The following is a 24,463-nucleotide window of genomic DNA, read 5'->3' on the forward strand; positions in this document are numbered from 1 at the left end:
TCCTGCAAATTCCAGAGGTGTACTGGATCGAAGGCGCACTTATAACGATGTAGAAATAAAGAAATAAAATACTAAAAAAATAGCTGTTTATACGTTTGTGGTATATGTGCGGCGGGACAAAGGCTGGGCGTGCAATGCTTTTAAGGCATAAAAATTATGTCCCGCTCCGAGGTCGGGTTTGCCGGACATTGAAGCGAATTGCCGGATGGTTCCATCAATATCCTCGGTAATGGATCTTTCCTTGGCTCCCGGCCTGTTTAGACTCGCGACATGCTCATTGGCCCAATGGAACAGCCTCCATGTCCGCAACCGTTTTCGACTGCCAACCCACATTGTGTGGCCCCACGCTGAGGCTTCAACCGTTGGCCGAAAATGACCTTGAAGGCTTGTATCAGGCAGCGAGTGATCCGCTGGTCTGGGCTGGCCATCCCGCCACCGATCGCTATAAGCGTGGGGTATTCGAAAGCTATTTTTCCTCGCTATTGGCGACGAAAACGGCGCTCACCGTAATCGATACAAAATCGGGAAAAATCGTCGGTACGTCGAGCTATTACGCGCCACCCGATCGGCCCGAGGGTATTGCTATCGGATACACCTTTCTGGTGCGGGAAAAATGGGGCGGCACCAGTAATCACGAGCTGAAGCGGCTGATGCTGGAACACGCATTCAAGACGCATGACACTGTGTACCTGCACATCGCGCCCACCAACGTTCGATCACAAAAAGCCACGTTGAAGCTGGGCGCCGTGCACCTGTACGACGCCGAGCTGACCATGGGCAATGTGTGCAAACCCTGCAAGTGCTACGGACTGAGCCGCGCGCAATGGGCAGAGGCGCAGCGTACCGGTTAAGCGTTCTCTACTTGCCTGCGCACATCACCCAAAGAATCACGCTGCATCGATTGCAGGTTTTTCTCGATGGTTTCGCACAGAGCTTCCATCTGGATCTGGTGTTCGCTGTGGCGAAACGGGCTTTGCAGATCGGTGCCGATGCGTTCGATGGCCAGCAGCATGAAACCCACCACGGTCGAGGCCAGCGGGGTGAACCAGCCCAGCGATTCCACCAACCCCACGGGCACGATCAGGCAAAACAGCGAGATAAACAGGCGCGGAAAATACACATAAGGGTAGGGCAGTGGAGTGTTGGCGATCCGCTCCATGCCGCCCTGGCTGTTGGACAAATCCACCAGCGTCGACTCCAGCCGCGCCAGGCGAATGCTGTCCAGGCGCCCGGCCTTGTATTCCCGGGCGAGCAGGGTCGCGGAACCGGTGAGGATGTCGTTGGCAAAGTTGTTGGTGGTGCCACTGCGGGCGAATTCATCGGCGGGAATAAACGCCCGCACTTCCTCCGGACAAGGCTGGCCCCGCAGATGTGCCGCAAGGCAATTGACATACGCCACGTGCCGGCGCAGCAACGTCGACTTGACCGGATTCACCTCGCTGCCGGGGTCATCCAGCAGCGTCAGGACCTGACGGGCGAAGCTGCGAGAACTGTTGATCATCATGCCCCACAGCGTCCGCGCCTCCCACCAACGGTTGTAGGCGCTGCTGTTGCGAAAACTGATCAGCACCACCAGCGCCGAACCGAGCAAGGTCAGCGGCATCAGCGGCAGGTTGATCTTGGCGTTGAGAAACAGCATGAAGTCCACGGTGACGGCAATGTCCCAGAGCAACAGCCAGAACAGCGACCAGCCCACATAGCCCATGGTCTTGATGATCAGACGGTATTTTTTGACGATGGCAGCTTTCAAACGGAAACCTCGTGGCGAGCGGTAAGCATTGATGCCTTAGCTCGGACGGTGGTTTCTGGGTAAAGGTTCGCAGGCTGATGTCGGCCCGCGTGTGAAACAAATGGCTGAAGGCCCCCAGCTCACGTTCTGCTTCTCTGTATCCCGCGCGACGCGCGTGCATGCGGCCATTGCCAGATAAGTGAAACAACTTGTTGCTCGTTTCGCGTGGATTTGAAGAGGCTGTTGGGAGATTGACACGGTCAATCTGCGTAGCCAGCGGCATAAGCGGGATCCAGGCCACGCGCTGAGAGGCTTCGTTGGAAAACGTGTCTGATCACGATGAAACTGGGAAGGAAGTGTTGGCGATGGCAGGGGTGAGCTCATTGAATGGCAGAAATGAGGTTAGAGTGTTCATCAATGTCTCAATCGTTGCGTGAACAATGAATCCTCCGCTTTTTGTTTCTCTGGATGGGCCCAAGGGCACCGGCAAAACCACGCTGTTGGAGGCCGTTACGGCGGGACTGCGGGCTGACAACCACAAAGTCATCCGACTTTGCGAGAGGAAAAGCGATCCTTACCGGGGCGAAACCATGGCTCTGGTTAACGAACTCGCCAGAAATCCTTCGCGGGATCTGGAGTGGGCGGTGTGTCAGCGTTTCGCTGATAGCCGTCGCTGGATCTCCCGGCATGTGCTGCCTGAACAGCCGTTGGGCAGCATTATCCTGATTGATCGCTGGTATCCGTCGGACGCCGCGTTCCGCCATACCGTGCCGTTTGCCGAGATTCTCAAGTTGAACATTGAGCGGGAGGTGCGTGTGCCGGATCTGCATGTCGGGGTTGTCACCGCACCGGATATTTCATGGGCAAGAGCAACGACACGCTCGCGGGGACTGGGCGGCACTGTGATCCGCAAGCACGCGGAGCATGTAGCGTGTACCGAGATGTTCGAGCAAGCGGTTGCCGATCACGGCTGGGTTTTATGCCGTAACGAAGGGACAGTCGAAGCGGCATCGATGCAGGTGATGAACGAGATCTATAAAGTGCTTCGGTGACTTCCAGGCGCATTCAGCGCTTGCCGCTCTTCGGTCGGCTCATCAAGGGGCGCCATGCTCATTTGATCGTGATAACGACCTTGCCCTTGGCGCGTCCCTGCTCGACGTACTTCAGTGCCTCTGCCGTTGATGCAAAGCTGAAGGCGCGGTCAATTACCGGTTTGATGATGCCGGCCTCAACCAGCGCGGTGATTTGTTGCAGTTGGACGCCATTGGCCCGCATGAATACGAACGCGTAGCTGACGTCCTGCTTGCGGGCCTTGCGCCGAATGCCAAGGCTCAGCAGGCGCATGACTTGCTGCAAAGGCCAGGACAGCCCTTGCTCCTGCGCGAACCCTGCCGTGGGCGGCCCTGAGATGGAAATGAGCTGGCCACCGGGCTTGAGCACCTTGAGTGACGTCTCCAGGACATCGGCACCGAGGCTGTTCAACACCACGTCGTAGCCGTGCAAGACGCTGGCGAAGTCCTGCTTGGTGTAGTCGATGACCAGATCTGCACCCAGTGCCGTCACCCATTCGACATTTGCGGTGCTGGTGGTGGCGGCGACATAGGCACCGAGGTGTTTGGCGAGCTGGATGGCGACGCTGCCGACACCGCCGGAGCCCGCATGGATCAGCACTTTCTGGTCTTTCTTCAGGCGAGCGGTCTCGACCAGCACTTGCCAGGCGGTCAGTGCGACCAAGGGCAGGGACGCGGCTTGTGCCATGTTGACGTTGCCGGGTTTCAGGGCGATGGCGTTTTCATGCACGGCGATCAATTCGGCAAACGTGCCGATCCGCGCTTCTGGCGGGCGAGCGTACACTTCGTCTCCAGGTTTGAAGCGTTTCACCTGCGAACCGACCTCCACCACGACGCCCGCGAGGTCATTGCCCAGTACCAATGGAAACGAATAGGGCAGGATCAGTTTGAATTCGCCTTTTCTGATCTTGGAGTCCAGCACATTGACGCTGCTGGCCTGTACCTCGATCAGCACGTCGTGGGCCCCCACTGCGGGGGCAGGAACCTCGCCGATGCGCCCGGTGTGCTTGCCATAGCGATCGATCAAAAATGCTTTCATCGTGACGCAGCTCTGGTCAGTTGTAAGGAGGGGCACCGTTGCCTGACGGCGCTGAATAGCAGGACGGATTCGATGCACGGCCTTGCGCCTGCATCGAATCCGGTGCCGATACTTGCCAGCAAAAAATCACTGTGGCGTCTGGTAGCGCTCGGCAACCGCAGACTGGCGGATCTGCCCGATCAGGCCCTGACGTGCGCCCTGCAGGACATCCCAGCGCTCCGCTTCGTGCAGCGGCGGGATGGTCACCGGTTCGCGGCGATCGAAACCGACCAGCGCGGCATCGACCAGATCGTCGACTTCCATGATTTCGCTTAAGGTATTGATGTCGATGCCGGAACGATCCCAGATCTCGGTACGGGTGGCGGCGGGCAGCACGGCTTGTACGTAGACGCCCCGAGGCGAGAGTTCCAGGCTCAGTCCTTGGGACAGGAACAGCACGAATGCCTTGGTCGCGCCGTAGACCGTCATGCCTAACTCTGGCGCCAGGCCGACCACCGAACCGATGTTGATGATCGCGCCGTCACCGGCCTTGGCCAGACGTGGAGCGATGGCGCTGGCCAGACGCACCAGCGCCGTGGTGTTGAGGGCGACCAGTTGCGCAATGCTGTCGGTGCTTTGCTCGACAAAATTGCCGGACAATCCCGCGCCGGCATTATTGACGAGGATGCCAATGCGCTCGTCGTCGCGCAGGCGGCTCTCCACGGTGCGTAGATCGCCAAGTTGGGTCAAGTCCGCCGGGATGACATCGACGGCGACGTCGTATCCGCTACGCAAGCGCGCCGCCAGTGCGTCCAGGCGCGCCTGATCACGGGCGACCAGCACCAGATCGTGGCCGCGTTGCGCGAAGCGCTCGGCGTAGATGGCGCCAATGCCGGTGGAGGCACCAGTGATCAAAACAGTAGGGCGAGTTGTCATGGGTATCTCTCTCAGATGAAGCACGGTGTGTGTGCAATTAGGATGATGATCGAAATCTAAACTGTCAACGGTTTTGATTATGGTCGGCATCTATGTATGATTGGACGCAGGATTTCCCGGTAAACACGAGGTATTGCACGTGAGAGTGACCAAGGCCCAGGCGCAGGCCAACCGAGAACACATCGTTGAAACGGCTTCAACGCTGTTCCGTGAGCGCGGCTTTGATGGAATCGGTGTGGCGGATCTCATGGCGGCCGCCGGTTTCACCCATGGCGGTTTCTATAAACACTTCGGGTCGAAGGCCGACCTTATGGCCGAAGCCTCGGCGTGCAGTCTGGGCAAATCGCTGACAGGCGCGCAGGCGCTGGATGTTCCCGGCTTCATCAACGTCTACGTGAACAGAGAACATCGCGACGGACGTAGCGAGGGTTGCACCATGGCCGCGCTGGGCGGCGACGCGGCGCGTCAGTCGGACGATGTGAAAACGACGTTTGCCGAGGGTATTGAACACACCGTGCAAACCTTGGGAGAGAGATACCCGACTGGGCCGGACGCGGATGCGGGGGCGGGACGCAAGAAGATGATCGATCTGCTGTCGCGTGCCGTCGGCGCGATTATCCTGTCGCGTGCCTGCCCGGATGACTCTGCACTGGCGGACGAAATCCTTGAGGTGTGCCGCGCTGAGATGTTGGCGTCGTTGCCGACCGATAACGTCGATGTGCAATAGAAGCGCGGCTCACTCCGCCAGCGCTTTGGCCCTGGCAATTGAAAACGCTTGCGGCAGGCGGGCGCCATTCTTCGCTGCAAGAATCTCGGCCATCACGCTGACGGCGATTTCCGCAGGCGTCTTGCTGCCAATGTAGAGGCCGATTGGCCCGTGCAGGCGCTCAAGCGAGGCCTCGGTCTCGCCAAAATGCTCGATCAGGCGTTCGCGGCGCAGTTGGCTGTTGCGCCGTGAGCCGATGGCACCGATGTAGAACGCCGGGCTGTGCAGCGCTTCAAGCAAGGCCAGATCATCGAGTTTGGGGTCATGACTCAAGGCGACGATGCAGGTGCGCAGATCCACCGCGAAGTCGCGCACCACATCATCCGGCATGCCGACGATGCACTCCACACCGTCTACCGCCCAGGTCTCGATGTATTCGGGACGCGGGTCGCATACCGCCACCTTGAACCCGTTGAATAACGCCATGGTCGCCAGATACTCGGCCAGCGCGCCGCCGCCGATCATCAGCATCCGATAGCCCGGCCCCAAGGTATTGAGCATTTGCGCGCCATCGAAGCTGAACTGTTCCGGCGTCGCAGTCGGTTCGAGCATGACCTGACCGGACTCCAGCGCCAGGCAACGGCGAACCAGTTGCCCGGCGTCCAGTTGCTTGAGCAGTTCATCGAGTGATTGCCACGCCGGGTTGAACTCAAGGATCAGTTCAAGCGTGCCGCCACAGGGCAAACCGAAGCGATGCGCCTCATCGGCGCTGACGCCATAGCGCACCATTTCTGGCGCGCTGTCGCTAAAAGCGCTGCCGCCATGAGCCGTGGTGTAGCGATGGATCAGATCGTCCTCAATGCAGCCGCCGGACACGCTGCCCACCACGCGACCGTCGTCACGCAAGGCCATCATCGAACCTGTCGGCCGTGGTGATGAACCCCAAGTGCGCGCCACCGTGGCGAGCAACACACGCTCGCCGCCGGCAAGCCAGTCCCGCGCTGTGCGCAGGACCAGCAAGTCAATGCTTTCCATCAGAAAGTCCTCTTAGCGCATCTGCAGAATGATCGGGCTGCTGCTGGCCGGATCGGTGTGTTCACGCAACTTGCCCACCGTCTGCGCATCAACCGCCGTGCTCTGATTGCCCCAAGTGCTGCGCATGAACGTCAGCACTTCAGCGATCTGCTGATCCGACAACTGCTCACGGAAAGCCGGCATGCGATAGGCGTCCGGCACGCCGGCCGCGACCACTCGTTGAGAGCCATTCAGGGTGATGTTGATCGCCGAGGCACTTTCCTTGGCCAGTGCCGAGGTGGCGCCCGCCAGCGGCGGCATCCATTCGGACTGGCCCTTGCCGTCCAGACCATGGCACGAAGCGCAGCGCGTTACGTAGGTATGAGCACCGGTCGAGTCCAGTCGTTCCGCTGCCGAAACCGCTTGATACTGCCAAGGCGCGCCATCTCGTTCGCGATCGCCGGGAAGCGACTTCAGGTAGTGGGCAATCGCGGCCAAGTCATCATCGCTCATGAACTGCGTGGAGTTGTTGAACGCTTCGGTCATCGAGCCGTAGACCACCGCGTGTTGGTTGCGTCCGGTCTTGAGGAACTGCACGATCTCCGGCTCGCTCCAGCGGCCCAGCCCGGTGTTGTGATCGTCACGCAAGCTCGGCGCATACCAGCCATCGAGCAAGGCCCCGGCGAGGTACGGTTTACCGGATTCATCCAGTGCCTTCTCGTTGAACGCCAGACCACGCGGCGTATGGCAACTGCCACAGTGCCCGGCGCCCTGAACGAGGTAAGCGCCACGGTTCCACCGCTCATCCTGCGACGGTTTGGCCACGTAAGACTCGGTGTCGACAAACACGCCGTTCCACAGTGCAATCGGCCAGCGCAGGTTCAGCGGAAACGGAATCGAACTCGGGACATTCGCCTGTTTGACCGGCGCCACGCCCTTCATGAAGAACGCATACAGCGCACGCACGTCATCGTCACTGAGCTTGGCGTAGGACGGGTAGGGCATCGCCGGGTATAACCGGCGACCGTCGGGTGCCACGCCGTGGCGCACCGCTCGGTCGAAATCCGCGAGGCTGTAGTGGCCAATCCCGGTTTCCGTGTCCGGGGTGATATTGGTCGCATGGATCGCGCCCAGCGGCGTGGCCATTTCCAGGCCGCCGGCGAACGGCGCACCGCCCGGCACGCTGTGACAGGCCACGCAATCGCTGAGCCGGGCGACGTATTCGCCACGCGCTACCAGCGCCGGGTCGATGTCGGCCACGGCGATCTGAGGATTTTCCAGGTGCGAGACGGGCTCGCGGGTGACATACCAGGCCAGCAGGCCTGCCGCGACCAGGCACGGCACTGCCAGCCAGCTTACGGTTCTTGCGAATCGGCTGTTATTCATGGACGCTCCGGCGCTGATCAAGTGAAGGTGTGTCGGCTCATGGGCAGGCTGCGCACCCGCTGACCGGTTAGCGTCGCCACCGCGTTGGCGACGGCGGGCGCGACCGCTGGCAACGGCGGTTCACCGATGCCACCCATTTTTTCCCCGCTCTCGACCACACGCACGTGTACCCGTGCCATCCGCGCAGGCGGCAGGATCGGATACAAGTCGTAGTTGCGCGCCCGGGGTTTGCCATCCACCCACACGGCTTCTTCCACCAGGGTTTGCGACAGCCCCAGCGCCACGGCGCCATTGACCTGCGCCTCGACAATTGCCGGGTTGACGATGCTGCCCGGGTCAATCGCCTGCCAGATGTCATGCACCTTGACCTGGCCGTTTTCGATGGACACCTCGGCGATTACCGCAGTCTCTGTACCGAACGGCGAAGCCATGGCCACGCCGCGCGCACGTCGGCTGCCATCCTCGGCGGTAAACGGACCGCGCTTCCAGCCGCCCGACAGTTCACCCACCGCTTGCAGCAAGGTGGTCAGCCGTTTGTTGTCACGCAGCAAATGCAGACGCAGGTCGAACGGGTCTTTGCCGCCCTTGTCGGCCAGTTCATCAAGAAACGATTCATAGAAGAAGTCGTTGAGGGAATTGCCCACCGAACGCCAGTAGCCGAGCATTGCCGGGCCTTTGACGTAGATCTGCGCGATGCGCTTGTTGGGGATCGCATAAGACTTGCCCGACAAGCCTTCAAGCGCCGTCGGGTCGAGCTTTTCACCTTGCTTGCCGGCGAGGGCCTCGGTCGGACCTTCGGTGGCACTGATCGCTTCGATTGCCAGCGGCCAGCCGTCGTTGTCCAGCGCGGCACGGAAATTCACCGCTGCAACCGGGCGGAGCACATCACGCAGGAACTCTTCCTCGCGACTCCAGATGAGTTTGACCGGGCGGCCAACCGCTTTCGCCAGCGCGATTGCCTGAGGGTAGGGACTGGCCGAATCGTAGAGGAAATGCCGACCGAAGAATCCCCCCAGCAGCGGTGAATGCAAGGTGATGCGCGACGGATCTAAGCCCGTGCGTTTGGCAATGTCGGCACGGAACATGTCCGGCGCCTGATTCGGCAGCCAGACTTCCAGCGAACCGTCCGGGTTGAATCGGGCCAGAGCTGAAGGCGGCTCCAGTTGGCCGTGGTTCAGGTATTGGTTGTGGTAAGTGGCGTCAATCCGGGTCTTGGTCTCTTTGAGAATCCCAGCCACATCACCTTCATGTTCATCATCTTTGGCCGGGCCTTTATCTTCAGCGAGGCGCTTGAACCAGGCATCGCTGGAAAAGTCGGCGGGCATCGGCCGCACTTGGCTGTCGGCCGTTGGCTCTTGCCAGTCGACCTGAATCGCCTCGACGGCACGTTTGGCGTGCCACCAGCGCTCGGCGACCACCGCCACGGCGCCCGGCAGACGATGCACGGAATGCACGCCTTTCATTGCCTTGACCTGGTCTTCGTTGCGCAGGTTGCCCACGGTCATGCCCAGGCGCGGGGCATGTTGAACGGCGGCGTGAAGCATGTCGTCGACCTTCAGATCGATGCTGTACAGCGCCTTGCCGGTGGACTTGTCGTAGGCATCGAGGCGCTTCACCGGTTTGCCGATCCAGCGGAACTGACTCGGATCACGCAGTTGCACGGAGGCCGGATCGGGAACCGGCAGATCCATCGCGCGCTCGGCCAGTTCACCGTAGGCCAGCGAGCGACCGGACTTGGCATGCACGACTTTGCCAGGCTCGGTGCTCAACTCGCTCACAGGCACCCCGAGTTGCTGCGCGCCCGCCTGCAGCAGCATGGCGCGGGCGAGGGCGCCGAGGCGGCGCATGACCGGGTAACTCAGGCGCACCGACATGCTGCCGCCGGTGATGCGCATGCCGTTTTCCAACACCACATAGGCTTCGCCGGGCGGGGCGGCCTCGACCAGAAAGGTCGACGGATCAGCATCTAGCTCTTCGCCGACAATCTGCGCCATCGCCGTAAACGTACCTTGTCCGCCCTCCATGAACGGGCAGAGCAGACGCACGCGGTTGTCCGGACGGATTTCGAGAAACGCCGGCACCTGCGTACCTCGCTCGGCCGTCGTAGTTGCCGCAGCCGCTTGCACGCGTGTTGTACCGAGCGGCAGGCCGAAACCGAGGACCAGCGCGCCGACGGCAGTCCCGGTCAGAAAACGCCTGCGGGATACATTGATCGGTTCGTGCAGATCCAGTACCGAGGCTTGCAGTGAAGGGTCGATGCGAACGGTCATCAGGCGTCTCCTTTGCCGGCAAGCTCATGCACGGCGGCATGAATGGCGTTGTAAGTCCCGCAGCGGCACAGATTGACCATCGCCGCGTCGATCTGCGCATCACTCGGCGTGGGGTTCTGTTTGAGCAGCGCGGTGGCGGCCATCACCTGCCCGGACTGGCAGTAACCGCACTGGGCGACCTGCAGATCGACCCAGGTCGAGACCACCCGTTTGCCCACTTCATCGCTTTCGATGGCCTCAATGGTGGTGACCTCGCGGCCTACCACACCGGCCACCGGCGTAACGCACGAGCGCACCACATTGCCGTCCACCAGCACCGAGCAGGCGCCGCATTGCGCCAGTCCGCAGCCGTACTTGGTTCCGGTCATGCCCAGATCATCGCGGATCACCCACAGCAAGGGTGTATCGGCGTCGGCATCGACCTGATAGGTCTTCTGGTTGATTCGTAGTTCCATGGTTCACCCGCTGATCATCGGTTGACGTGCATTGTTATCAGCGGTGACACGCGGCGAGGCGCATCACCGGTTTTCGTTTAATTCGCGACTGTGCCGAGCGCTTCCGCTTCAAATGGCTGCCCGCGCAGGAGAGCGATGTCACGACTCGGCGCGGTGCCGAACAGCCGGGCATATTCGCGGCTGAACTGCGAAGGACTTTCATAGCCGACGGCAAACGCCGCCCGTGAAACATCCAGGCGTTCTACCAGCATCAGACGACGGGCCTCGTTCAGCCGCAACCACTTCTGGTACTGCAGCGGACTCATGCCGGTGAGCTGGCGGAAATGATGGTGAAAGGTCGGCGCGCTCATCTGCACCCGTGCGGCCAAATCGTCGATGCGCAGGGCATCGGTGTAGTTGACCTTGAGCCAGTCAATCGCCTTGGCGATGCGGTAACCCTGACCATCGACGGCTGTGATCTGCCGCAGCCGCGCACCTTGGTCGGTGTGCAGCAACCGATAGTGGATTTCGCGCAGAATCAGCGGCGCCAGCACCGGGATCGCTTCGGGTTCATCGAGCAATGCCAGCAGGCGATCGAGCGCGCCCTCCAGCGCAGAGGACAGGCTGCCAATCGCGGCGCCCGTGCCCGTTGCTGGCTGCCGCTTGGCCGGCAAGCCACTCTTGGTGATGACTTCGGCGAGCATGCCGACATCCAGTTTCAGCACCAGGCCGACACAGGGCTGCTCGGGACTGGCAAGCATCACTTCGGAGTTGGCGGGCAGGTCCAGCGACGTCACCAGAAACCGCGAAGGGTCATAGCTGTAACCCTGACCACCGACCCACAAACGCTTTTCGCCGCGACCGACGAGAATCAGGCTCGGTTCGATCATGCACACCACGGGCGGCGCCGGTTGGTCGCGTCGAAACAGCGATAGCCCGGGTATGGCCGTGGCGAAGTCACCCGGTACGCTCACACGCGGATCGATGTGCAACGCCAAAGGCGATTCCTGGGGCGGGGGGGTAGGGATCATGTAGGTCACTCCTGTTGGCCGAACTCTAATCCGCGCGCGAGACGTTTCCTATCCATCACCCTGCATCGCCAGAGGATCAGGCAAGCATTCAAGAGGAATGCACTAGGGAAGCGCCGGATTGACCGGGAGAATGTGTCTATCTGTTACAGGGACGGTGCCCGCAAGGGCGACAAAACACTTGTCCCTGCGCATCGCACCCACATGTTTTTTTAGCACCACAGGTAGTTCCCATGACGTTTCCTTCTACAGATCCTTCTAAAAGAACAGGCGGCTGGAGCGCGGTGCTGGCCATGTCGTTGGCCGCATTCGCCCTGGTCGCTTCAGAGTTCATGCCCGTCAGCTTGCTGACGCCGATTGCGGCCGACTTGCACATCACCGAAGGCCAGGCAGGCCAGGGGATTTCCGTGTCCGGTGCCTTTGCCTTGATCACCAGCCTGCTGATTGCGTCGGTCGCTGCTCGCGTCGAACGCAAAAAATTGCTGCTGGGCCTGACCTTGCTGATGATCGTCTCCGGTACGGTTGTCGCGGTCGCGCCGGGTTATCCGTCGTTCATGTTTGGACGCGCGTTGATCGGAATAGCGATTGGTGGTTTCTGGTCGCTGTCGGCGGCGACTGCAATGCGTCTGGTGCAGCCCGATCAGGTTTCCCGAGCGCTGGCCATCGTCAATGGCGGTAACGCGCTGGCCACGGTCATCGCCGCTCCGGCGGGGAGCTTTCTCGGCTCGCTGATCGGCTGGCGCGGCGCATTCTTCTGCGTCGTTCCGGTCGCCGTGCTGGCCGCCGTCTGGCTGCTGATCAGTCTTCCGTCGTTCAAGGTCGAGCGCCAGGCCGGTAGCGGCAATGTCCTGCGGCTGATGAAGCAATTGCCAGTCGCCTTGGGCATGGTCGCCGTCAGCGTGTTTTTCATGGGCCAGTTCATGCTGTTCACCTACCTGCGGCCCTTTCTTGAAGGCGTGACGGGCGTCAGTGTTTCAACGTTGTCCTTGATGCTGCTGGGGTTGGGACTGGCCGGTTTTATCGGCACCTTTCTGATCGAACGGTTTATGGGTCGCGGCCTCTACCGCACGTTGACCGTCATCCCGCTGATCATGGCGGCCATCGCGCTAGCGTTGGTCAGCTTCGGCCATTCACCGGTGCTGACTGCCGTGTTGCTCGGGCTCTGGGGACTGGTTGCTACCGCCGCGCCGGTCGGCTGGTGGACATGGCTGGCGCAAACGCTGCCGGATGATGCCGAAGCCGGAGGCGGCTTGCTCGTGGCCATTGTTCAACTGGCGATCGCGGGAGGGGCAATCATTGGCGGTCTGGCTTTTGATCTGAGTGGTTACAAAGCCACATTCGAGCTCAGTGCTGCGGTGTTGGTCGCCGCGTCTGTGCTGGCCTGGCTGGCGGGTCGCAATGCCACTGAAGTTCATCTTGTTGAGTCGGCAGCTCATTCGAGCGCTGTGTCCGGCGAAGCTGGTTCCCGATTTGTCTGATCAAGCAGGAAGCTGCTCAATGCGCCAATGACGGCTGGGTAGCGACCGAGACAGTGAAGATCACAACAAACAGCACGACGACTGCCCAGAACATCACCATGACTGTCCGCATGACGACCTTAAGGCCTTGATAAAGCCTGCGCAGCCAATGGCCTTCAGGTTTTGCTTCTGCGCGGGTTCTGAGTGCGCCTTTCAAATAAAAGCCGAGCAGCGCCAGCAGTGCGCCATCAATCGCCAGTGCAGGCATGCCGGCTATGGGGAAAATGCTTTCCCACCGATAGAAAGAAGACCGGCTCAGAAAGACCACATAACAAGTCAGACTGCCGTAGGGCAGTGCTCTCCACCATTTGCCGGCCAGCGCGCCGACCATCAGGCACATGATCACCATGAACGGGCTGAGGAGAATATGGAGCATCCACTCCAGTACGTTGGGCAAGTAGTCCGGGGAATGGATGTTGCGCCAGAGGTGTTCCAACATTGTTTGGGTTCCTGCCTTCTAGGGAGTCAGTGCTGCTGCGGTGCTTCCGTGCTGCTGGACGGTATCGGCGTGTTTTCGGGTTACATGAGGGCTGCGCAAGCGATCCACCCATGTGGAGCAGGTCGCGCGTCCCCCAGAAACGACAAAGCCCTGAATAGTCAGGGCTTTGTTGTATCCAGTGGAAGAACGGTTGCATGGGCTGATAGAGAACACCTGCTTTACGCCTCCACTCTCAGCAAAGGGCCGCCCCCCTGATGAACTCATTCACTGAGCATGTCGCCAGTTTGACGTCTTTTCCTTACACAATTGATCGTCAAAAGCACGCCGGCTGCAATGCCTTGTGTTCCGCACATAAGCCAGATTAGGCCTATGTGAAAAAGGACCCAGGCACTCAAACCTAGAATCAGTGTTAACAAAACCCCAAGTAAAAGTAGTGGCAGGTGTTGCACAGAGGGGCTGTCCTCCAGCGAGTCGGAAAAAATGCTCCAGCATGCCCATTGCGAGAACAGCGACAGCAGAAGCCACAACATGATCACCCCCCAACCTGAAAAGGATTGTGAGGTGAACAGGTTGATCGTCAAGGTGATGGTGAACCAGAGAGTGAAGACGAATGTAGTGCTTGAAGGTACGGTATAGGCTGGAAGGGCAATGGCTATCTGAATCAACTTGAGTGTTTGCAATCGAGTCATTCATACGCTCCCTGCAAGTTGAATTTCACCGCTTCCTATGGATTTTTCAGTGACTATAGATCAGGAGTCCTTCGAGGGGGAGCATGCTGACGGTCAGCTTCTGGCCGAAAGCGGACGTTCCTGAGCGGCCACTGTCTGCTGACATTAGGCGAATGGGCCCGTGGCGGTGGCTGCCAGAGAGCGGAAGAAGCTAGCGGCAGATTTGCGACAGGGTGTCGACTCGATTTCCGGGTTATCGATATCGTTCTCGGCATACACCAGCGTGGCATCGCCATTTAAGCTTGCTGAAACGTTTCATCACGTTTATAAAAAGCGCACAACTCCAAGAAAGGCTGCTGCCATGACCCCGCTCAAACTCGTTGTTGCCCTCAGCGCGCTGTCCGCTGCCTCCCACGCCATGGCCTGGGATTACGTTCTGCTCGACACCGACAAAGCCGCCCAGAACTGGCAGATCACCAGCCAGCAACTCGGCATAAAAACCGATAAACCCTTCAGCGTTAGCCTGCGCACCTTGCATGGCGGTCGGCAGGAAGGCGTCAGCATTGTCGACATCGATAACGGTACGATGAAACTCTCGGTAGTGCCGACACGGGGAATGAATGTCTTGCAGGCCTCGGTCGGCAATGTGCGCATGGGCTGGGATTCGCCGGTCAAGGAAGTGGTCAATCCGTCGTTCATCGAACTCAATGGCCGCGGAGGTTTGGGCTGGTTGGAAGGTTTCATTGAGCTGGTCACCCGCTGCGGATACGAATGGGTCGGCCACCCCGGCGTCGACAACGGCGAACTGCTGACCCTGCACGGTCGAGCCGCCAACATTCCCGCAAACAAAGTCACACTGCACATCGATGAAATACCACCGTACGCCATCACCCTGCGCGGCGAACTGAAAGAGCAGGCGTTCAAGAAGGTCGACTTCTCCGTCGCGACGGAACTGGTCACCGAACCCGGCAGCGTAGTGTTCGCCCTCAACGACACCCTGACCAACAACGGCGACTATCCGAAGGAATACCAGGCGCTGTATCACAGTAACTTCAGCACCCCGTTCCTGGAGCAGGGCGCTCGTTTCGCCGCGCCGGTGAAGCAAGTGTCGCCGTTCAACGACAAGGCCAAGGGCGATCTGCCCGAATGGCAAACCTACCGCGCGCCGACCAAGGACTACGACGAAACGGTTTACAACGTGGTGCCGTATGCCGATGCGAAGGGCGATACGTTGACCGTGTTGCATAACAAGGCCGGCAGCCTGGGCATTTCGGTCGGTTTCAATACGCAGACACTGCCGGTGTTTTCCCTGTGGAAAAACACCGATACCCAAGGCCAGGGCTATGTTACGGGGCTGGAGCCGGGGACAAGTTTTTCCTACAACCGCCGTTATCAGCGGCCACTGAACCTGGTGCCGACAATTGGGCCGAAGGAACACAAGCAGTTCCGCATCAGCTACAGCTTGTTGGCGGATAAGGCGGCAGTGGATAAGGCCTTGAAGCAGGTGAGCGAGATTCAGGGTGGGCGCGAGACGGAGGTGCGGGAGACGCCGTTGGTTGATCTGACCAAGGGGTGACTCCGACCTGGGCATTGTCGACCGATGAGCTGCTCGCAACGACAGAGACTGTCGGCTCTTGGCCGACTGCTGCCTTTGGCGAAGGTCAGGCTTGAGTGGATTTCTAATCCTCACGAGAGGCACTAACCGGCCACCTTTGCCAAAGAGCATTGCCAAACGACCACTTTCACCATAAGCCGGCCAGAACAACCTGTAGGCTTACAGGTGTGAACTTTTTGTTAAGTGTCTTCTTGAATTAAAATATAATTACTTATCATGGTCGGTTGGCAGTCGCATCATAATCGTGCTCGTCAGATATATAAATGTTTGCTTTTTGAAACTGCTTTCGATTAGCAGGTAAGCATCATCTGCACTCAGAAGAATATGGGCTTGTCCTTGGTATTGTTCGTTTTTGAAACCAATAACGTCCTCGGTCATTATCTTGTCGAATCTTAGTATGCCCGCGTAAAAGGAAAGCGCCACAGCCGACCCAGCAAGTAAATAGCTATAATCTCGTATTAGCGACCTTCTGAGGGCGACTCTTTTTTTATCTAGAATTCGTTGAATTAGTGTTTTTGGGCGGATAAGTATCCCGCATTTCAGTATGGCGGCTAAAGTTATGCCGGCTACCCATATCCATGTCATCCTGCCAACAGTGGAGTAGGTAAATTTCAAGTATGCAATGTTGAAAATAAAGCTGAATATAATAAAGAAAAATGTCCAGTAAATGAGTTTCTCCGCAATATTGGTTTCTCTGTGCAGACACAAATAGCAGCGAGACTTCCAGTGAGGAAACCGTAATCACAATACCCGCCAACAAAGGCCCGGCAACCCGACCGACAGTAACAACGATGCGCCGGACGCGAAATGCAGCCTCCGCACGATGTTTATCCACGGTTTCCGCAGGATAGATGCCCAACAGAGGCTGGATCATTCCAAATGCTGATGCAGCGATCACATCGATCAGTATCAGCGCATCAAGCGAATACCAGTTAGCGGCAAAAAAATATCGCAATACGCTGGCCATCAAGATCGCAAAACAGCCCACCTTGAGCGCCGTACTACGGCGCATCGACTCAACACGCGGCGCCAGACACAACATCGAAATGATCGCCGCGAGTGCGAGCGCTGTTTCGTAGGCGGCCAGCTCCAGCAGGCTTCCTCGCTGCACGATGATCAGCGGTAGCGTGGTATTCCAGCAACCGAAGGTAGATCCAAAGTAACAAGTCCAGGCAAAGATACTTTCGAAATGTACTCAAGGGGTGACTTCCTTGCTCCGCACCTTGTTGTTTGGGATGTCATTCGCACGCGCCGAATTATCCGCAATGCGGCTGCGCAAATATCAGCTTATACCTGCGCTGACATCCGGTGATGCTCCAGCAAGAAGTCCACGAACAACCGCACCCGCGCCGGCATCGCCGCGCCACCGACGAACACCGCATGAATCGGTTCCTGATCCCCCGGGTTCCACGCTTCCAACAGCGCAATCAGGTCGCCGCGCTGCAGATCCTCACTCACGCTGAACTCTCCGATACGGGCAATGCCAGCGCCCACTCGCGCGAGTTGTGCCAGCGTTTCACCGCTACTGCATTCGATGTTGCCGCTGACCTTCAGGGAAAACGCTTTGCCATCGCGGATAAATGGCCAGTTGGGTTCGGCACGCTTGAAATTGAAGCGCAGGCAGTTGTGCTGTAGCAGGTCTTCCGGTTCCTGCGGGACGCCGTGCCGCTGCAGATACTCGGGCGACGCCACGACGACCTGGCCGGTGTCGCCGATCCTGCGTGCGCTCAGCGGGCTGTCGGGCAGGTGGCCGAAGCGCACTGCGACGTCGGCTTGTCCGGCGAGAATATCGACCACTTCGTCGCCGAGGGTGAGGTCGACAACGATGTTCGGGTAACGCGCGCTGAAGGCTGCGACCAAGGGAACGATGGCCAGGCGTCCATGGACAAGGGCGGCACTGACCCGCAATCGCCCCTTGGGCACGCCTTGGTCGGCAATGGCTTCTTCGACCTCATCCATGTCGGCGAGGATCCGCCGGGCGCCGCGCAGGAACGCTTCGCCCTCGGCGGTGAAGGTGATCGCTCGAGTGGTGCGCAACAGCAGGCGGGTGCCAAGCCGTTGCTCGGTGCGCGCGATGATCCGACTGACAGCCGAGGGTGTCAGGCCCAGTGCACGCGCGGCGGCCGACAGGCTGCCTTCCTGCGCCACGGTGGTGAACACGCTCATTTCACCTGACCTGCCGTTGAAATCCACTTGTGCCTCCTACGCAAAGGTGATTGCCAAAAACGCTATCTACCGCCTTAAAAGACGGGATCGTAGCATTGGCGGCATAGATAAGGAGTTTTCCATGCGTATCAATCCACCACTTGTTGCACTCGCCATCGGTGCCTTCGGCATCGGTGTCACAGAATTCGCCCCCATGGGCATGTTGCCGGGTATCGCCGCGGATCTGGGCGTTTCCATTCCCGCTGCCGGTTTGCTCGTCAGCGCTTATGCGCTGGGCGTATTGCTCGGCGCACCACTGATGACTCTGACCACCGGCAGGATTCCCCGGCGCTCTCTGCTGATCGGGCTTATGGCGATTTTCACCCTCGGTAATCTGATGTCAGCGTTGGCCACCGATTACTACAGCCTCATGATCGCCAGGGTCGTAACCTCACTGAACCACGGTGCCTTCTTTGGCGTTGGCTCCGTCGTCGCCGCCACCCTGGTCGCTCCGGAGAAACGTGCCGGGGCGGTCGCGGCGATGTTCATGGGCCTGACGCTGGCGACCATCGGCGGTGTGCCGCTGGCCGCCTGGTTTGGCGAAATGTTTGGTTGGCGCACCGCTTTCTGGGGCATTACCGGCCTGGGCGTGGTGACGATGGCCTCGTTGTGGTTCGCCTTGCCCAATGTGCGGGCGCCGCAAAGTGTCGGTGTCATGGCAGAAATTCGAGTGCTGGGGCGCGGCCCGGTGCTGGCCGCGTTGGCCCTGACCGTGGTCGGCTCGAGCGCCATGTTCACAGTCTTCACCTACATCGCACCAATCCTCAGCAGCGAGACCCATGCGTCCACCGCTTACATCACTGCCATGCTGATGCTTTACGGTGTCGGGTTGACGCTGGGCAACATGTGGGGCGGCAAGGCTGCTGACCGCTCGATCGATCGCACCCTGATCGTCTCGCTGAGCGTACTGATTCTGGTCTTGCTGGCGTTCACCGTACTGATGCGCTGGCCGCTGCCGGCCGCCGTGGCCATCCTGATCTGGGGTATCGCCAGCTTTGCTTTGGTGCCGCCGCTACAGATGCGCGTCATGGAAGCGGCCAAGGACGCGCCCAATCTGGCCTCGGCGGTGAACATCGGCGCCTTCAATTTCGGCAACGCGATTGGCGCAGCGCTGGGCGGTGCGGTGATCAGCAGCGGGCTGGGTTATCCGGCGATCTCCCTGGCCGGCGCGGCAATGGCGGGCCTGGGGCTGCTGATGGTCTTGGCGTTTGCCTGGCGTTCCAGAATGATTGCAGCCACCGTGGTGTGACAAGCTCGCGGTGAACAGTTGAACAATGCTCGGCGAGTTGTCAGTCCTTGATGGGGTGAGTAAGCTGCCCTCATGAACCAGCCATCTCTATCTACCTCCTCGCCGAGCACTCGTGGCCCCGCCGAGCACGACATTCGTGACCAGATTGTCGCTGCGGCCAACGAACACTTCAGCCAGTATGGCTACGCTAAAACCACGGTTTCCGATTTGGCCAAGGCCATCGGTTTTTCCAAAGCGTACATCTATAAATTCTTTGATTCCAAGCAGGCGATTGGCGAGGCCATTTGCGCCAATTGTCTGGGCCAGATCGCTGCCGCTGTCGAACAGGCCGTTAACGCAGAAGCCATTTCAGCGACCGAGCGTTTGCGCCGATTGGTGAAAACCGTGATCGCCACGGGTGTGGACCTGTTCTTCAACGATCGCAAGCTCTACGACATCGCGGCGTTTTCCGCATCGGAGCGCTGGAACAGTGCCCAGGTGTATGAAGCGCAGATCAAGGGCTTTATCTTCGACATCGTGCGTCAAGGTCGAGAAGCGGGGGAGTTCGAACGCAAGACGCCGCTGGACGAGACCGTCGAGGCGATCAATCTGGCGCTGCGACCTTTCGTCAACCCGCTGCTGTTGCAACACAATCTGGATCTGATCGAGCAAGCGCCCACGCTGACCACCAATCTCATCCTGCGCAGCCTCATGCCTTGACCCTTCCCTGAGCAAAATTCTCAGGCGAATCAATTCCAGGCGACACCCTCTTAGTGACTATTGACTGAATTGGTCATATTAATGATATGACTACATGCACGTCTGGATGTCAGGTAACCATAGCAATAGCGAGTCGCACCCTCAGACGATCGATAGTCCAATATTGCTGCTGGCCAGGATGCAGTTATTTCTCGATAGGTGACCATTGACGATATTGGTCACAAGACTGAGAATATGATGATCATCCTATTCCTCAGTAAGGGAATCTATGCGCCGGCTCCGACCTTTCCCCATTGCCGCATGCTTGTTGCCTCTTGCCCTGACCGCCTGTGGCGAATCTGCCAGCGTTGCAGATCCCCGTACGCAGGCGCCGCTGGTCAGATCCGCTGCTGTTCAAACGTCACCCGATGTCGCTCGCTCTTTCACCGGAGTGGTCGCGGCGCGCGTGCAGGGCGACCTGGGGTTTCGCGTTTCGGGCAAGGTGCTCGAACGTCTGGTTGATACGGGGGAGGTCGTCAAGCGAGGGCAGCCGCTGATGCGTCTCGACCCGATTGATCTCGGGCTGCAAGCGCGGGCGCAGCAGGCGGCGGTCATCGCTGCTCGCGCCAGCGCCAAACAGACAGCCGACGACGAGGCTCGCTATCGCAAACTGGTCGGCGTTGGCGCCATTTCGGCATCAGCCTACGACCAGTACAGAGCCGCCGCCGAGACGGCAAAAGCGCAGCTCAACGCCGCGCAAGCGCAAGCGGACGTAGCGCGTAATGCTTCGGGTTATGCGCTGCTGGTCGCTGATGCGGACGGCGTGGTGGTGGAAACACTCGCCGAGCCTGGACAAGTGGTCAGCCCGGGACAACCGGTGGTGCGCCTGGCCCGCGCAGGGCAACGCGAAGCCATCGTGCATCTGCCCGAAACCCTGCGCCCGGCCGCTGGCTCTACCGCGCAAGCGAGCCTCTATGGGGTGAGTTCAGCGGCGGTGACGGCAAAACTGCGGCTGCTTTCAGACTCCGCAGACCGTACAACCCGCACGTTTGAGGCGCGCTATGTGCTTGAGGGCGCGCTGGCCAATGCGCCGATCGGTGCGACCGTGACCCTCAGCATTGCCGAAGGCGCCACGCAGACACAGGCGTTACAAGTCCCCATCGCCGCCGTTTACGACCCGGGCAAAGGTCCGGGTGTGTGGGTGATCGCCGGAACACCGGCAACAGTGAACTGGCGAGCGGTTCAGGTGCTGGGGGTGAGCGATGATTCGGCCCGCATCGCCGGCGACCTCACTACCGGTGAGCAGGTTGTAGCGTTGGGCGCACATCTGCTGCGCGATGGCGAAGAAGTGCGATTGCCGCAGCAGAGCGCGGCCAGCGTTGCCGGGAGCCGTCCATGAGTCAGGGGCGCTTCAATCTTTCGGCCATCGCCGTGCGCGAGCGGGCGATCACGGTGTTTCTGATTTTTCTGATTGCCGTTGCGGGGACTTTGTCGTTCTTTCAACTGGGTCGAGCGGAAGATCCACCGTTTACGGTCAAGCAGCTGACCGTCATTACCGCGTGGCCGGGCGCGACGGCGCAGGAGATGCAGGATCAGATCGCAGAGCCCCTTGAAAAGCGCCTGCAAGAACTCAAGTGGTACGACCGCTCGGAAACCTACACCCGCCCTGGACTGGCGTTCACGATGGTGTCGTTGCTCGATAGCACGCCGCCCTCGCAAGTGCAGGAAGAGTTCTATCAAGCACGCAAGAAACTCGACGATGAAGCCATCAGGCTGCCGGCCGGTGTGATCGGGCCGATGGTCAACGATGAGTTTTCCGACGTGACTTTCGCGCTGTTCGCCTTGAAAGCCAAAGGCGAGCCACAGCGCTTGCTGGTGCGTGATGCCGAAGCCATGCGCCAGCGTCTGTTGCATGTGCCGGGGGTGAAGAAGGTCAACATCATCGGTGAGCAAGCCGAGCGCATCTACGTTTCGTTTTCCCATGAGCGGTTGGCCACCCTCGGCTTGTCGCCGCAGGAGATCTTCGCCGCGCTGAACAGTCAGAACGTGCTGACGCCCGCCGGCTCCATCGAAACCAATGGGCCACAGGTGTTTCTGCGTCTCGACGGTGCTTTCGACAAGGTGCAAAAAATTCGCGACACACCGGTCTCCGTTCAGGGCCGCACACTGATGCTCTCTGATGTGGCGACGGTTGAACGCGGTTACGAAGATCCTGCCACCTTTTTTGTGCGTAATAACGGTGAAGACGCGCTGCTGCTGGGCGTTGTGATGCGCGAGGGCTGGAACGGTCTCGATCTGGGCAAGGCGCTGGATGCCGAGGCCGCGAGGATCAATGCAGAAATGCCATTGGGCATGACCCTCGCCAAAGTCACCGACCAGGCAGTCAATATCGACTCCGCTGTCGGCGAGTTCATGGTCAAGTTTTTCGTCGCGTTGCTGGTGGTCATGCTCGTTTGCTTTCTGAGTATGGGCTGGCGGGTCGGGGTGGTGGTCGCTGCCGCTGTGCCGTTGACCCTGGCTATCGTGTTCGTGGTGATGGCCGCCACCGGCAAGAACTTTGATCGCATCACGCTAGGGTCATTGATTCTCGCGCTGGGGCTGCTGGTCGATGACGCGATCATCGCCATTGAAATGATGGTGGTGAAAATGGAGGAGGGCTACGATCGCATCAAAGCGTCCGCCTACGCGTGGAGCCATACAGCGGCGCCGATGCTGTCCGGTACGCTGGTGACGACGATCGGCTTTTTGCCGAACGGTTTTGCCCAGTCCACTGCCGGCGAGTACACCAGCAACATGTTCTGGATTGTCGGCATAGCGCTGATCGCTTCCTGGGTCGTCGCGGTGGCGTTCACTCCGTATCTGGGCGTGAAGTTGTTGCCGGACATCAAGAAGGTCGAAGGTGGCCACGCGGCGATCTACAACACGCCGAATTACAACCGTTTCCGCCGGCTGCTGACCGCGGTGATCGCTCGCAAGTGGCTGGTGGCGGGCACGGTGGTCACGCTGTTTTTCGTTGCGGTTCCAGGCATGGGGCTGGTGAAGAAGCAGTTTTTTCCGACCTCCGACCGTCCCGAGGTGATGATCGAGGTGCAAATGCCTTACGGGACCTCGATCGAGCAGACCAGCGCCACGGCCGCCAAGGTCGAGGCCTGGTTGCACAAGCAGGACGAGGCGAAAATCGTCACGGCCTATATCGGCCAAGGTGCGCCACGTTTCTTTCTGGCGATGGCGCCAGAATTACCCGACCCGTCGTTTGCCAAAATCGTCGTGTTAACGGACAGTCAGGAAGCACGCGAAACCCTCAAGTTCCGGCTGCGCGAAGCGGTTGCCGAAGGACTCGCGCCGGAGGCCCGTGTGCGGGCAGCGCAAATTGTCTTTGGTCCTTATTCGCCGTTTCCGGTTGCCTACCGGGTGATGGGCCCTGATCCGGCGAAGCTGCGCGATATCGCCGAGCAGGTCCGCGGCGTGCTGCAAGACAGCCCGATGATGAGAACGGTGAACACTGACTGGGGGCCGCTGACTCCGACATTGCATTTCAGTCTCGATCAGGACCGTCTGCAGGCAGTGGGGCTGACCTCCAATGCGGTTGCCCAGCAACTGCAGTTTCTGCTGAGCGGAGTGCCGATCACCGCGGTTCGCGAGGATATTCGTTCTGTGCAAGTCGTCGGGCGTGCGGCGGGCAATATCAGGCTCGACCCGGCGCAGATCAAAGGTTTCACCCTGGTCGGCGCCGCGGGGCAACGCATACCGTTGTCGCAGATCGGCGAGGTCGATGTGCGCATGGAGGATCCGATTCTGCGCCGCCGCGACCGCACGCCGACCATCACCGTGCGGGGCGACATTGCCGAAGGCTTGCAGCCACCGGATGTGTCGAGCGTGATCCTCAAGCAGTTGCACCCGATCATCGAGACACTGCCTTCCGGTTACCGGATAGAGCAGGCGGGGGCTATCGAGGAATCCGGCAAGGCGGGCAAGGCGATCCTGCCGTTGCTGCCGATCATGATCGCCATGACGTTGCTGATCATCATGGTGCAGGTGCGTTCGATCGCGGCGATGATCATGGTCTTCCTCACCTCGCCGTTAGGGTTGATTGGTGTGGTGCCGACGCTGCTTCTCTTTAATCAGCCGTTTGGCATCAATGCGCTGGTCGGGCTAATTGCGCTGTCGGGGATCTTGATGCGCAATACGCTGATTCTGATCGGGCAAATTCATCACAACACGCAAGAAGGTCTGGACCCCTTTCATGCCGTGGTCGAAGCCACGGTGCAACGCGCGCGGCCGGTGCTGCTGACGGCGCTTGCGGCCATCCTGGCGTTTATGCCCCTGACACACTCGGTGTTCTGGGGGACGCTGGCCTACACCCTGATCGGCGGCACGTTCGTTGGCACCATCATGACGCTGGTGTTCCTGCCGGCGATGTACTCCATCTGGTTCAAGATCCGCCCTGACCACAAGACTCAGCCTGAAACAGTCAAACTGGCGTAGTGACAAAGCCTGAAAT

At 59.7% G+C, this 24,463-nt stretch carries 21 protein-coding genes; 9 read left to right on the forward strand and 12 right to left on the reverse strand.

What is annotated here, in order from left to right:
• The first annotated feature begins 299 nt into the window (after positions 1-299).
• Positions 300-851, forward strand: a complete 552-nt coding sequence (locus ACVVH8_RS14130; RefSeq protein ID WP_475230888.1) for a GNAT family N-acetyltransferase — start codon at positions 300-302, stop codon at positions 849-851.
• Here ACVVH8_RS14130 and ACVVH8_RS14135 read toward each other — a convergent pair.
• Positions 848-1,750 carry a bestrophin family protein gene (locus tag ACVVH8_RS14135; protein WP_103301954.1) on the reverse strand — a complete coding sequence of 301 codons (903 nt, stop codon included), beginning with the start codon at positions 1,748-1,750 and terminating at the stop codon, positions 848-850. The genes ACVVH8_RS14130 and ACVVH8_RS14135 overlap by 4 nt on opposite strands.
• 419 nt (positions 1,751-2,169) lie before the next feature.
• Between ACVVH8_RS14135 and ACVVH8_RS14140 the strand changes: the two genes are divergently transcribed.
• Positions 2,170-2,781, forward strand: coding sequence for a dTMP kinase (locus ACVVH8_RS14140; RefSeq protein WP_103301955.1), 612 nt, complete (start codon positions 2,170-2,172; stop codon positions 2,779-2,781).
• A gap of 58 nt (positions 2,782-2,839) precedes the next feature.
• Here ACVVH8_RS14140 and ACVVH8_RS14145 read toward each other — a convergent pair whose 3' ends face one another.
• Positions 2,840-3,838: an NADP-dependent oxidoreductase gene (locus tag ACVVH8_RS14145; protein WP_475231177.1), complete on the reverse strand. Its 999-nt coding sequence runs from the start codon at positions 3,836-3,838 to the stop codon at positions 2,840-2,842.
• Between the two features lie 126 nt (positions 3,839-3,964).
• On the reverse strand, positions 3,965-4,753 hold the full coding sequence (locus ACVVH8_RS14150) for an SDR family NAD(P)-dependent oxidoreductase (RefSeq protein WP_213028638.1): 789 nt from the start codon (positions 4,751-4,753) through the stop codon (positions 3,965-3,967).
• A gap of 139 nt (positions 4,754-4,892) precedes the next feature.
• On the opposite strand from ACVVH8_RS14150, the gene ACVVH8_RS14155 reads away from it, so the two are divergent.
• Complete coding sequence (locus tag ACVVH8_RS14155; RefSeq protein WP_315445412.1) at positions 4,893-5,480, forward strand: TetR/AcrR family transcriptional regulator; 588 nt, start codon at positions 4,893-4,895, stop codon at positions 5,478-5,480.
• 9 nt (positions 5,481-5,489) lie between these two features.
• On the opposite strand, the gene ACVVH8_RS14160 is transcribed toward ACVVH8_RS14155, so the two are convergent.
• The 5 genes from ACVVH8_RS14160 to ACVVH8_RS14180 form a co-directional block, all read right to left on the reverse strand.
• On the reverse strand, positions 5,490-6,494 hold the full coding sequence (locus tag ACVVH8_RS14160) for an XdhC family protein (protein WP_475230890.1): 1,005 nt from the start codon (positions 6,492-6,494) through the stop codon (positions 5,490-5,492).
• A 12-nt stretch (positions 6,495-6,506) separates the two neighbouring features.
• The gene (locus ACVVH8_RS14165; protein WP_475230892.1) at positions 6,507-7,859 is read right to left on the reverse strand and encodes a c-type cytochrome; all 1,353 of its coding nucleotides are present in this window, start codon (positions 7,857-7,859) and stop codon (positions 6,507-6,509) included.
• 17 nt (positions 7,860-7,876) lie between these two features.
• Complete coding sequence (locus tag ACVVH8_RS14170) at positions 7,877-10,129, reverse strand: xanthine dehydrogenase family protein molybdopterin-binding subunit (RefSeq protein WP_475230894.1); 2,253 nt, start codon at positions 10,127-10,129, stop codon at positions 7,877-7,879.
• Positions 10,129-10,584 carry a (2Fe-2S)-binding protein gene (locus ACVVH8_RS14175; RefSeq protein ID WP_213028643.1) on the reverse strand — a complete coding sequence of 152 codons (456 nt, stop codon included), beginning with the start codon at positions 10,582-10,584 and terminating at the stop codon, positions 10,129-10,131. Before ACVVH8_RS14175 ends, ACVVH8_RS14170 begins: the two co-directional genes overlap by 1 nt.
• A gap of 77 nt (positions 10,585-10,661) precedes the next feature.
• Positions 10,662-11,594, reverse strand: a complete 933-nt coding sequence (locus ACVVH8_RS14180; protein ID WP_475230896.1) for an AraC family transcriptional regulator — start codon at positions 11,592-11,594, stop codon at positions 10,662-10,664.
• 230 nt (positions 11,595-11,824) lie between these two features.
• Between ACVVH8_RS14180 and ACVVH8_RS14185 the strand changes: the two genes are divergently transcribed.
• Complete coding sequence (locus ACVVH8_RS14185) at positions 11,825-13,069, forward strand: MFS transporter (RefSeq protein WP_475230898.1); 1,245 nt, start codon at positions 11,825-11,827, stop codon at positions 13,067-13,069.
• A gap of 16 nt (positions 13,070-13,085) precedes the next feature.
• On the opposite strand, the gene ACVVH8_RS14190 is transcribed toward ACVVH8_RS14185, so the two are convergent.
• Positions 13,086-13,547, reverse strand: coding sequence for a hypothetical protein (locus ACVVH8_RS14190; RefSeq protein WP_475230900.1), 462 nt, complete (start codon positions 13,545-13,547; stop codon positions 13,086-13,088).
• A 260-nt stretch (positions 13,548-13,807) separates the two neighbouring features.
• Complete coding sequence (locus ACVVH8_RS14195; protein WP_475230902.1) at positions 13,808-14,236, reverse strand: hypothetical protein; 429 nt, start codon at positions 14,234-14,236, stop codon at positions 13,808-13,810.
• A gap of 340 nt (positions 14,237-14,576) precedes the next feature.
• Between ACVVH8_RS14195 and ACVVH8_RS14200 the strand changes: the two genes are divergently transcribed.
• Positions 14,577-15,791, forward strand: coding sequence for an aldose 1-epimerase family protein (locus tag ACVVH8_RS14200; RefSeq protein ID WP_475230904.1), 1,215 nt, complete (start codon positions 14,577-14,579; stop codon positions 15,789-15,791).
• A 526-nt stretch (positions 15,792-16,317) separates the two neighbouring features.
• Here ACVVH8_RS14200 and ACVVH8_RS14205 read toward each other — a convergent pair.
• On the reverse strand, positions 16,318-16,941 hold the full coding sequence (locus ACVVH8_RS14205) for an MFS transporter (RefSeq protein WP_475230906.1): 624 nt from the start codon (positions 16,939-16,941) through the stop codon (positions 16,318-16,320).
• 176 nt (positions 16,942-17,117) lie between these two features.
• Complete coding sequence (locus tag ACVVH8_RS14210) at positions 17,118-18,023, reverse strand: LysR family transcriptional regulator (RefSeq protein WP_475230908.1); 906 nt, start codon at positions 18,021-18,023, stop codon at positions 17,118-17,120.
• Between the two features lie 94 nt (positions 18,024-18,117).
• On the opposite strand from ACVVH8_RS14210, the gene ACVVH8_RS14215 reads away from it, so the two are divergent.
• The 4 genes from ACVVH8_RS14215 to ACVVH8_RS14230 all read left to right on the forward strand — a co-directional run bounded on the left by ACVVH8_RS14215 (position 18,118) and on the right by ACVVH8_RS14230 (position 24,447).
• Complete coding sequence (locus ACVVH8_RS14215; protein WP_475230910.1) at positions 18,118-19,284, forward strand: MFS transporter; 1,167 nt, start codon at positions 18,118-18,120, stop codon at positions 19,282-19,284.
• A gap of 72 nt (positions 19,285-19,356) precedes the next feature.
• On the forward strand, positions 19,357-19,983 hold the full coding sequence (locus tag ACVVH8_RS14220) for a TetR/AcrR family transcriptional regulator (protein ID WP_103301970.1): 627 nt from the start codon (positions 19,357-19,359) through the stop codon (positions 19,981-19,983).
• Positions 19,984-20,251: 268 nt separating this feature from the next.
• Positions 20,252-21,361: an efflux RND transporter periplasmic adaptor subunit gene (locus tag ACVVH8_RS14225; protein WP_475230912.1), complete on the forward strand. Its 1,110-nt coding sequence runs from the start codon at positions 20,252-20,254 to the stop codon at positions 21,359-21,361.
• The gene (locus ACVVH8_RS14230) at positions 21,358-24,447 is read left to right on the forward strand and encodes an efflux RND transporter permease subunit (RefSeq protein WP_475230914.1); all 3,090 of its coding nucleotides are present in this window, start codon (positions 21,358-21,360) and stop codon (positions 24,445-24,447) included. Before ACVVH8_RS14225 ends, ACVVH8_RS14230 begins: the two co-directional genes overlap by 4 nt.
• The last annotated feature ends 16 nt before the right edge of the window (positions 24,448-24,463 follow it).

The organism is Pseudomonas trutticola BRTCR10 (assembly GCF_056155105.1).

What these genes read in the sequence shown, in the direction of transcription:
- ACVVH8_RS14130 (WP_475230888.1), top strand. Translation starts at nt 300, where the DNA reads ATGTCCGCAACCGTTTTCGACTGCCAACCCACATTGTGTGGCCCCACG.
- ACVVH8_RS14140 (WP_103301955.1), top strand. Translation starts at nt 2,170, where the DNA reads ATGAATCCTCCGCTTTTTGTTTCTCTGGATGGGCCCAAGGGCACCGGC.
- ACVVH8_RS14145 (WP_475231177.1), bottom strand. Translation starts at nt 3,838, where the DNA reads ATGAAAGCATTTTTGATCGATCGCTATGGCAAGCACACCGGGCGCATC.
- ACVVH8_RS14150 (WP_213028638.1), bottom strand. Translation starts at nt 4,753, where the DNA reads ATGACAACTCGCCCTACTGTTTTGATCACTGGTGCCTCCACCGGCATT.
- ACVVH8_RS14160 (WP_475230890.1), bottom strand. Translation starts at nt 6,494, where the DNA reads ATGGAAAGCATTGACTTGCTGGTCCTGCGCACAGCGCGGGACTGGCTT.
- ACVVH8_RS14165 (WP_475230892.1), bottom strand. Translation starts at nt 7,859, where the DNA reads ATGAATAACAGCCGATTCGCAAGAACCGTAAGCTGGCTGGCAGTGCCG.
- ACVVH8_RS14170 (WP_475230894.1), bottom strand. Translation starts at nt 10,129, where the DNA reads ATGACCGTTCGCATCGACCCTTCACTGCAAGCCTCGGTACTGGATCTG.
- ACVVH8_RS14175 (WP_213028643.1), bottom strand. Translation starts at nt 10,584, where the DNA reads ATGGAACTACGAATCAACCAGAAGACCTATCAGGTCGATGCCGACGCC.
- ACVVH8_RS14180 (WP_475230896.1), bottom strand. Translation starts at nt 11,594, where the DNA reads ATGATCCCTACCCCCCCGCCCCAGGAATCGCCTTTGGCGTTGCACATC.
- ACVVH8_RS14185 (WP_475230898.1), top strand. Translation starts at nt 11,825, where the DNA reads ATGACGTTTCCTTCTACAGATCCTTCTAAAAGAACAGGCGGCTGGAGC.
- ACVVH8_RS14190 (WP_475230900.1), bottom strand. Translation starts at nt 13,547, where the DNA reads ATGTTGGAACACCTCTGGCGCAACATCCATTCCCCGGACTACTTGCCC.
- ACVVH8_RS14195 (WP_475230902.1), bottom strand. Translation starts at nt 14,236, where the DNA reads ATGACTCGATTGCAAACACTCAAGTTGATTCAGATAGCCATTGCCCTT.
- ACVVH8_RS14200 (WP_475230904.1), top strand. Translation starts at nt 14,577, where the DNA reads ATGACCCCGCTCAAACTCGTTGTTGCCCTCAGCGCGCTGTCCGCTGCC.
- ACVVH8_RS14215 (WP_475230910.1), top strand. Translation starts at nt 18,118, where the DNA reads ATGCGTATCAATCCACCACTTGTTGCACTCGCCATCGGTGCCTTCGGC.
- ACVVH8_RS14220 (WP_103301970.1), top strand. Translation starts at nt 19,357, where the DNA reads ATGAACCAGCCATCTCTATCTACCTCCTCGCCGAGCACTCGTGGCCCC.
- ACVVH8_RS14225 (WP_475230912.1), top strand. Translation starts at nt 20,252, where the DNA reads ATGCGCCGGCTCCGACCTTTCCCCATTGCCGCATGCTTGTTGCCTCTT.
- ACVVH8_RS14230 (WP_475230914.1), top strand. Translation starts at nt 21,358, where the DNA reads ATGAGTCAGGGGCGCTTCAATCTTTCGGCCATCGCCGTGCGCGAGCGG.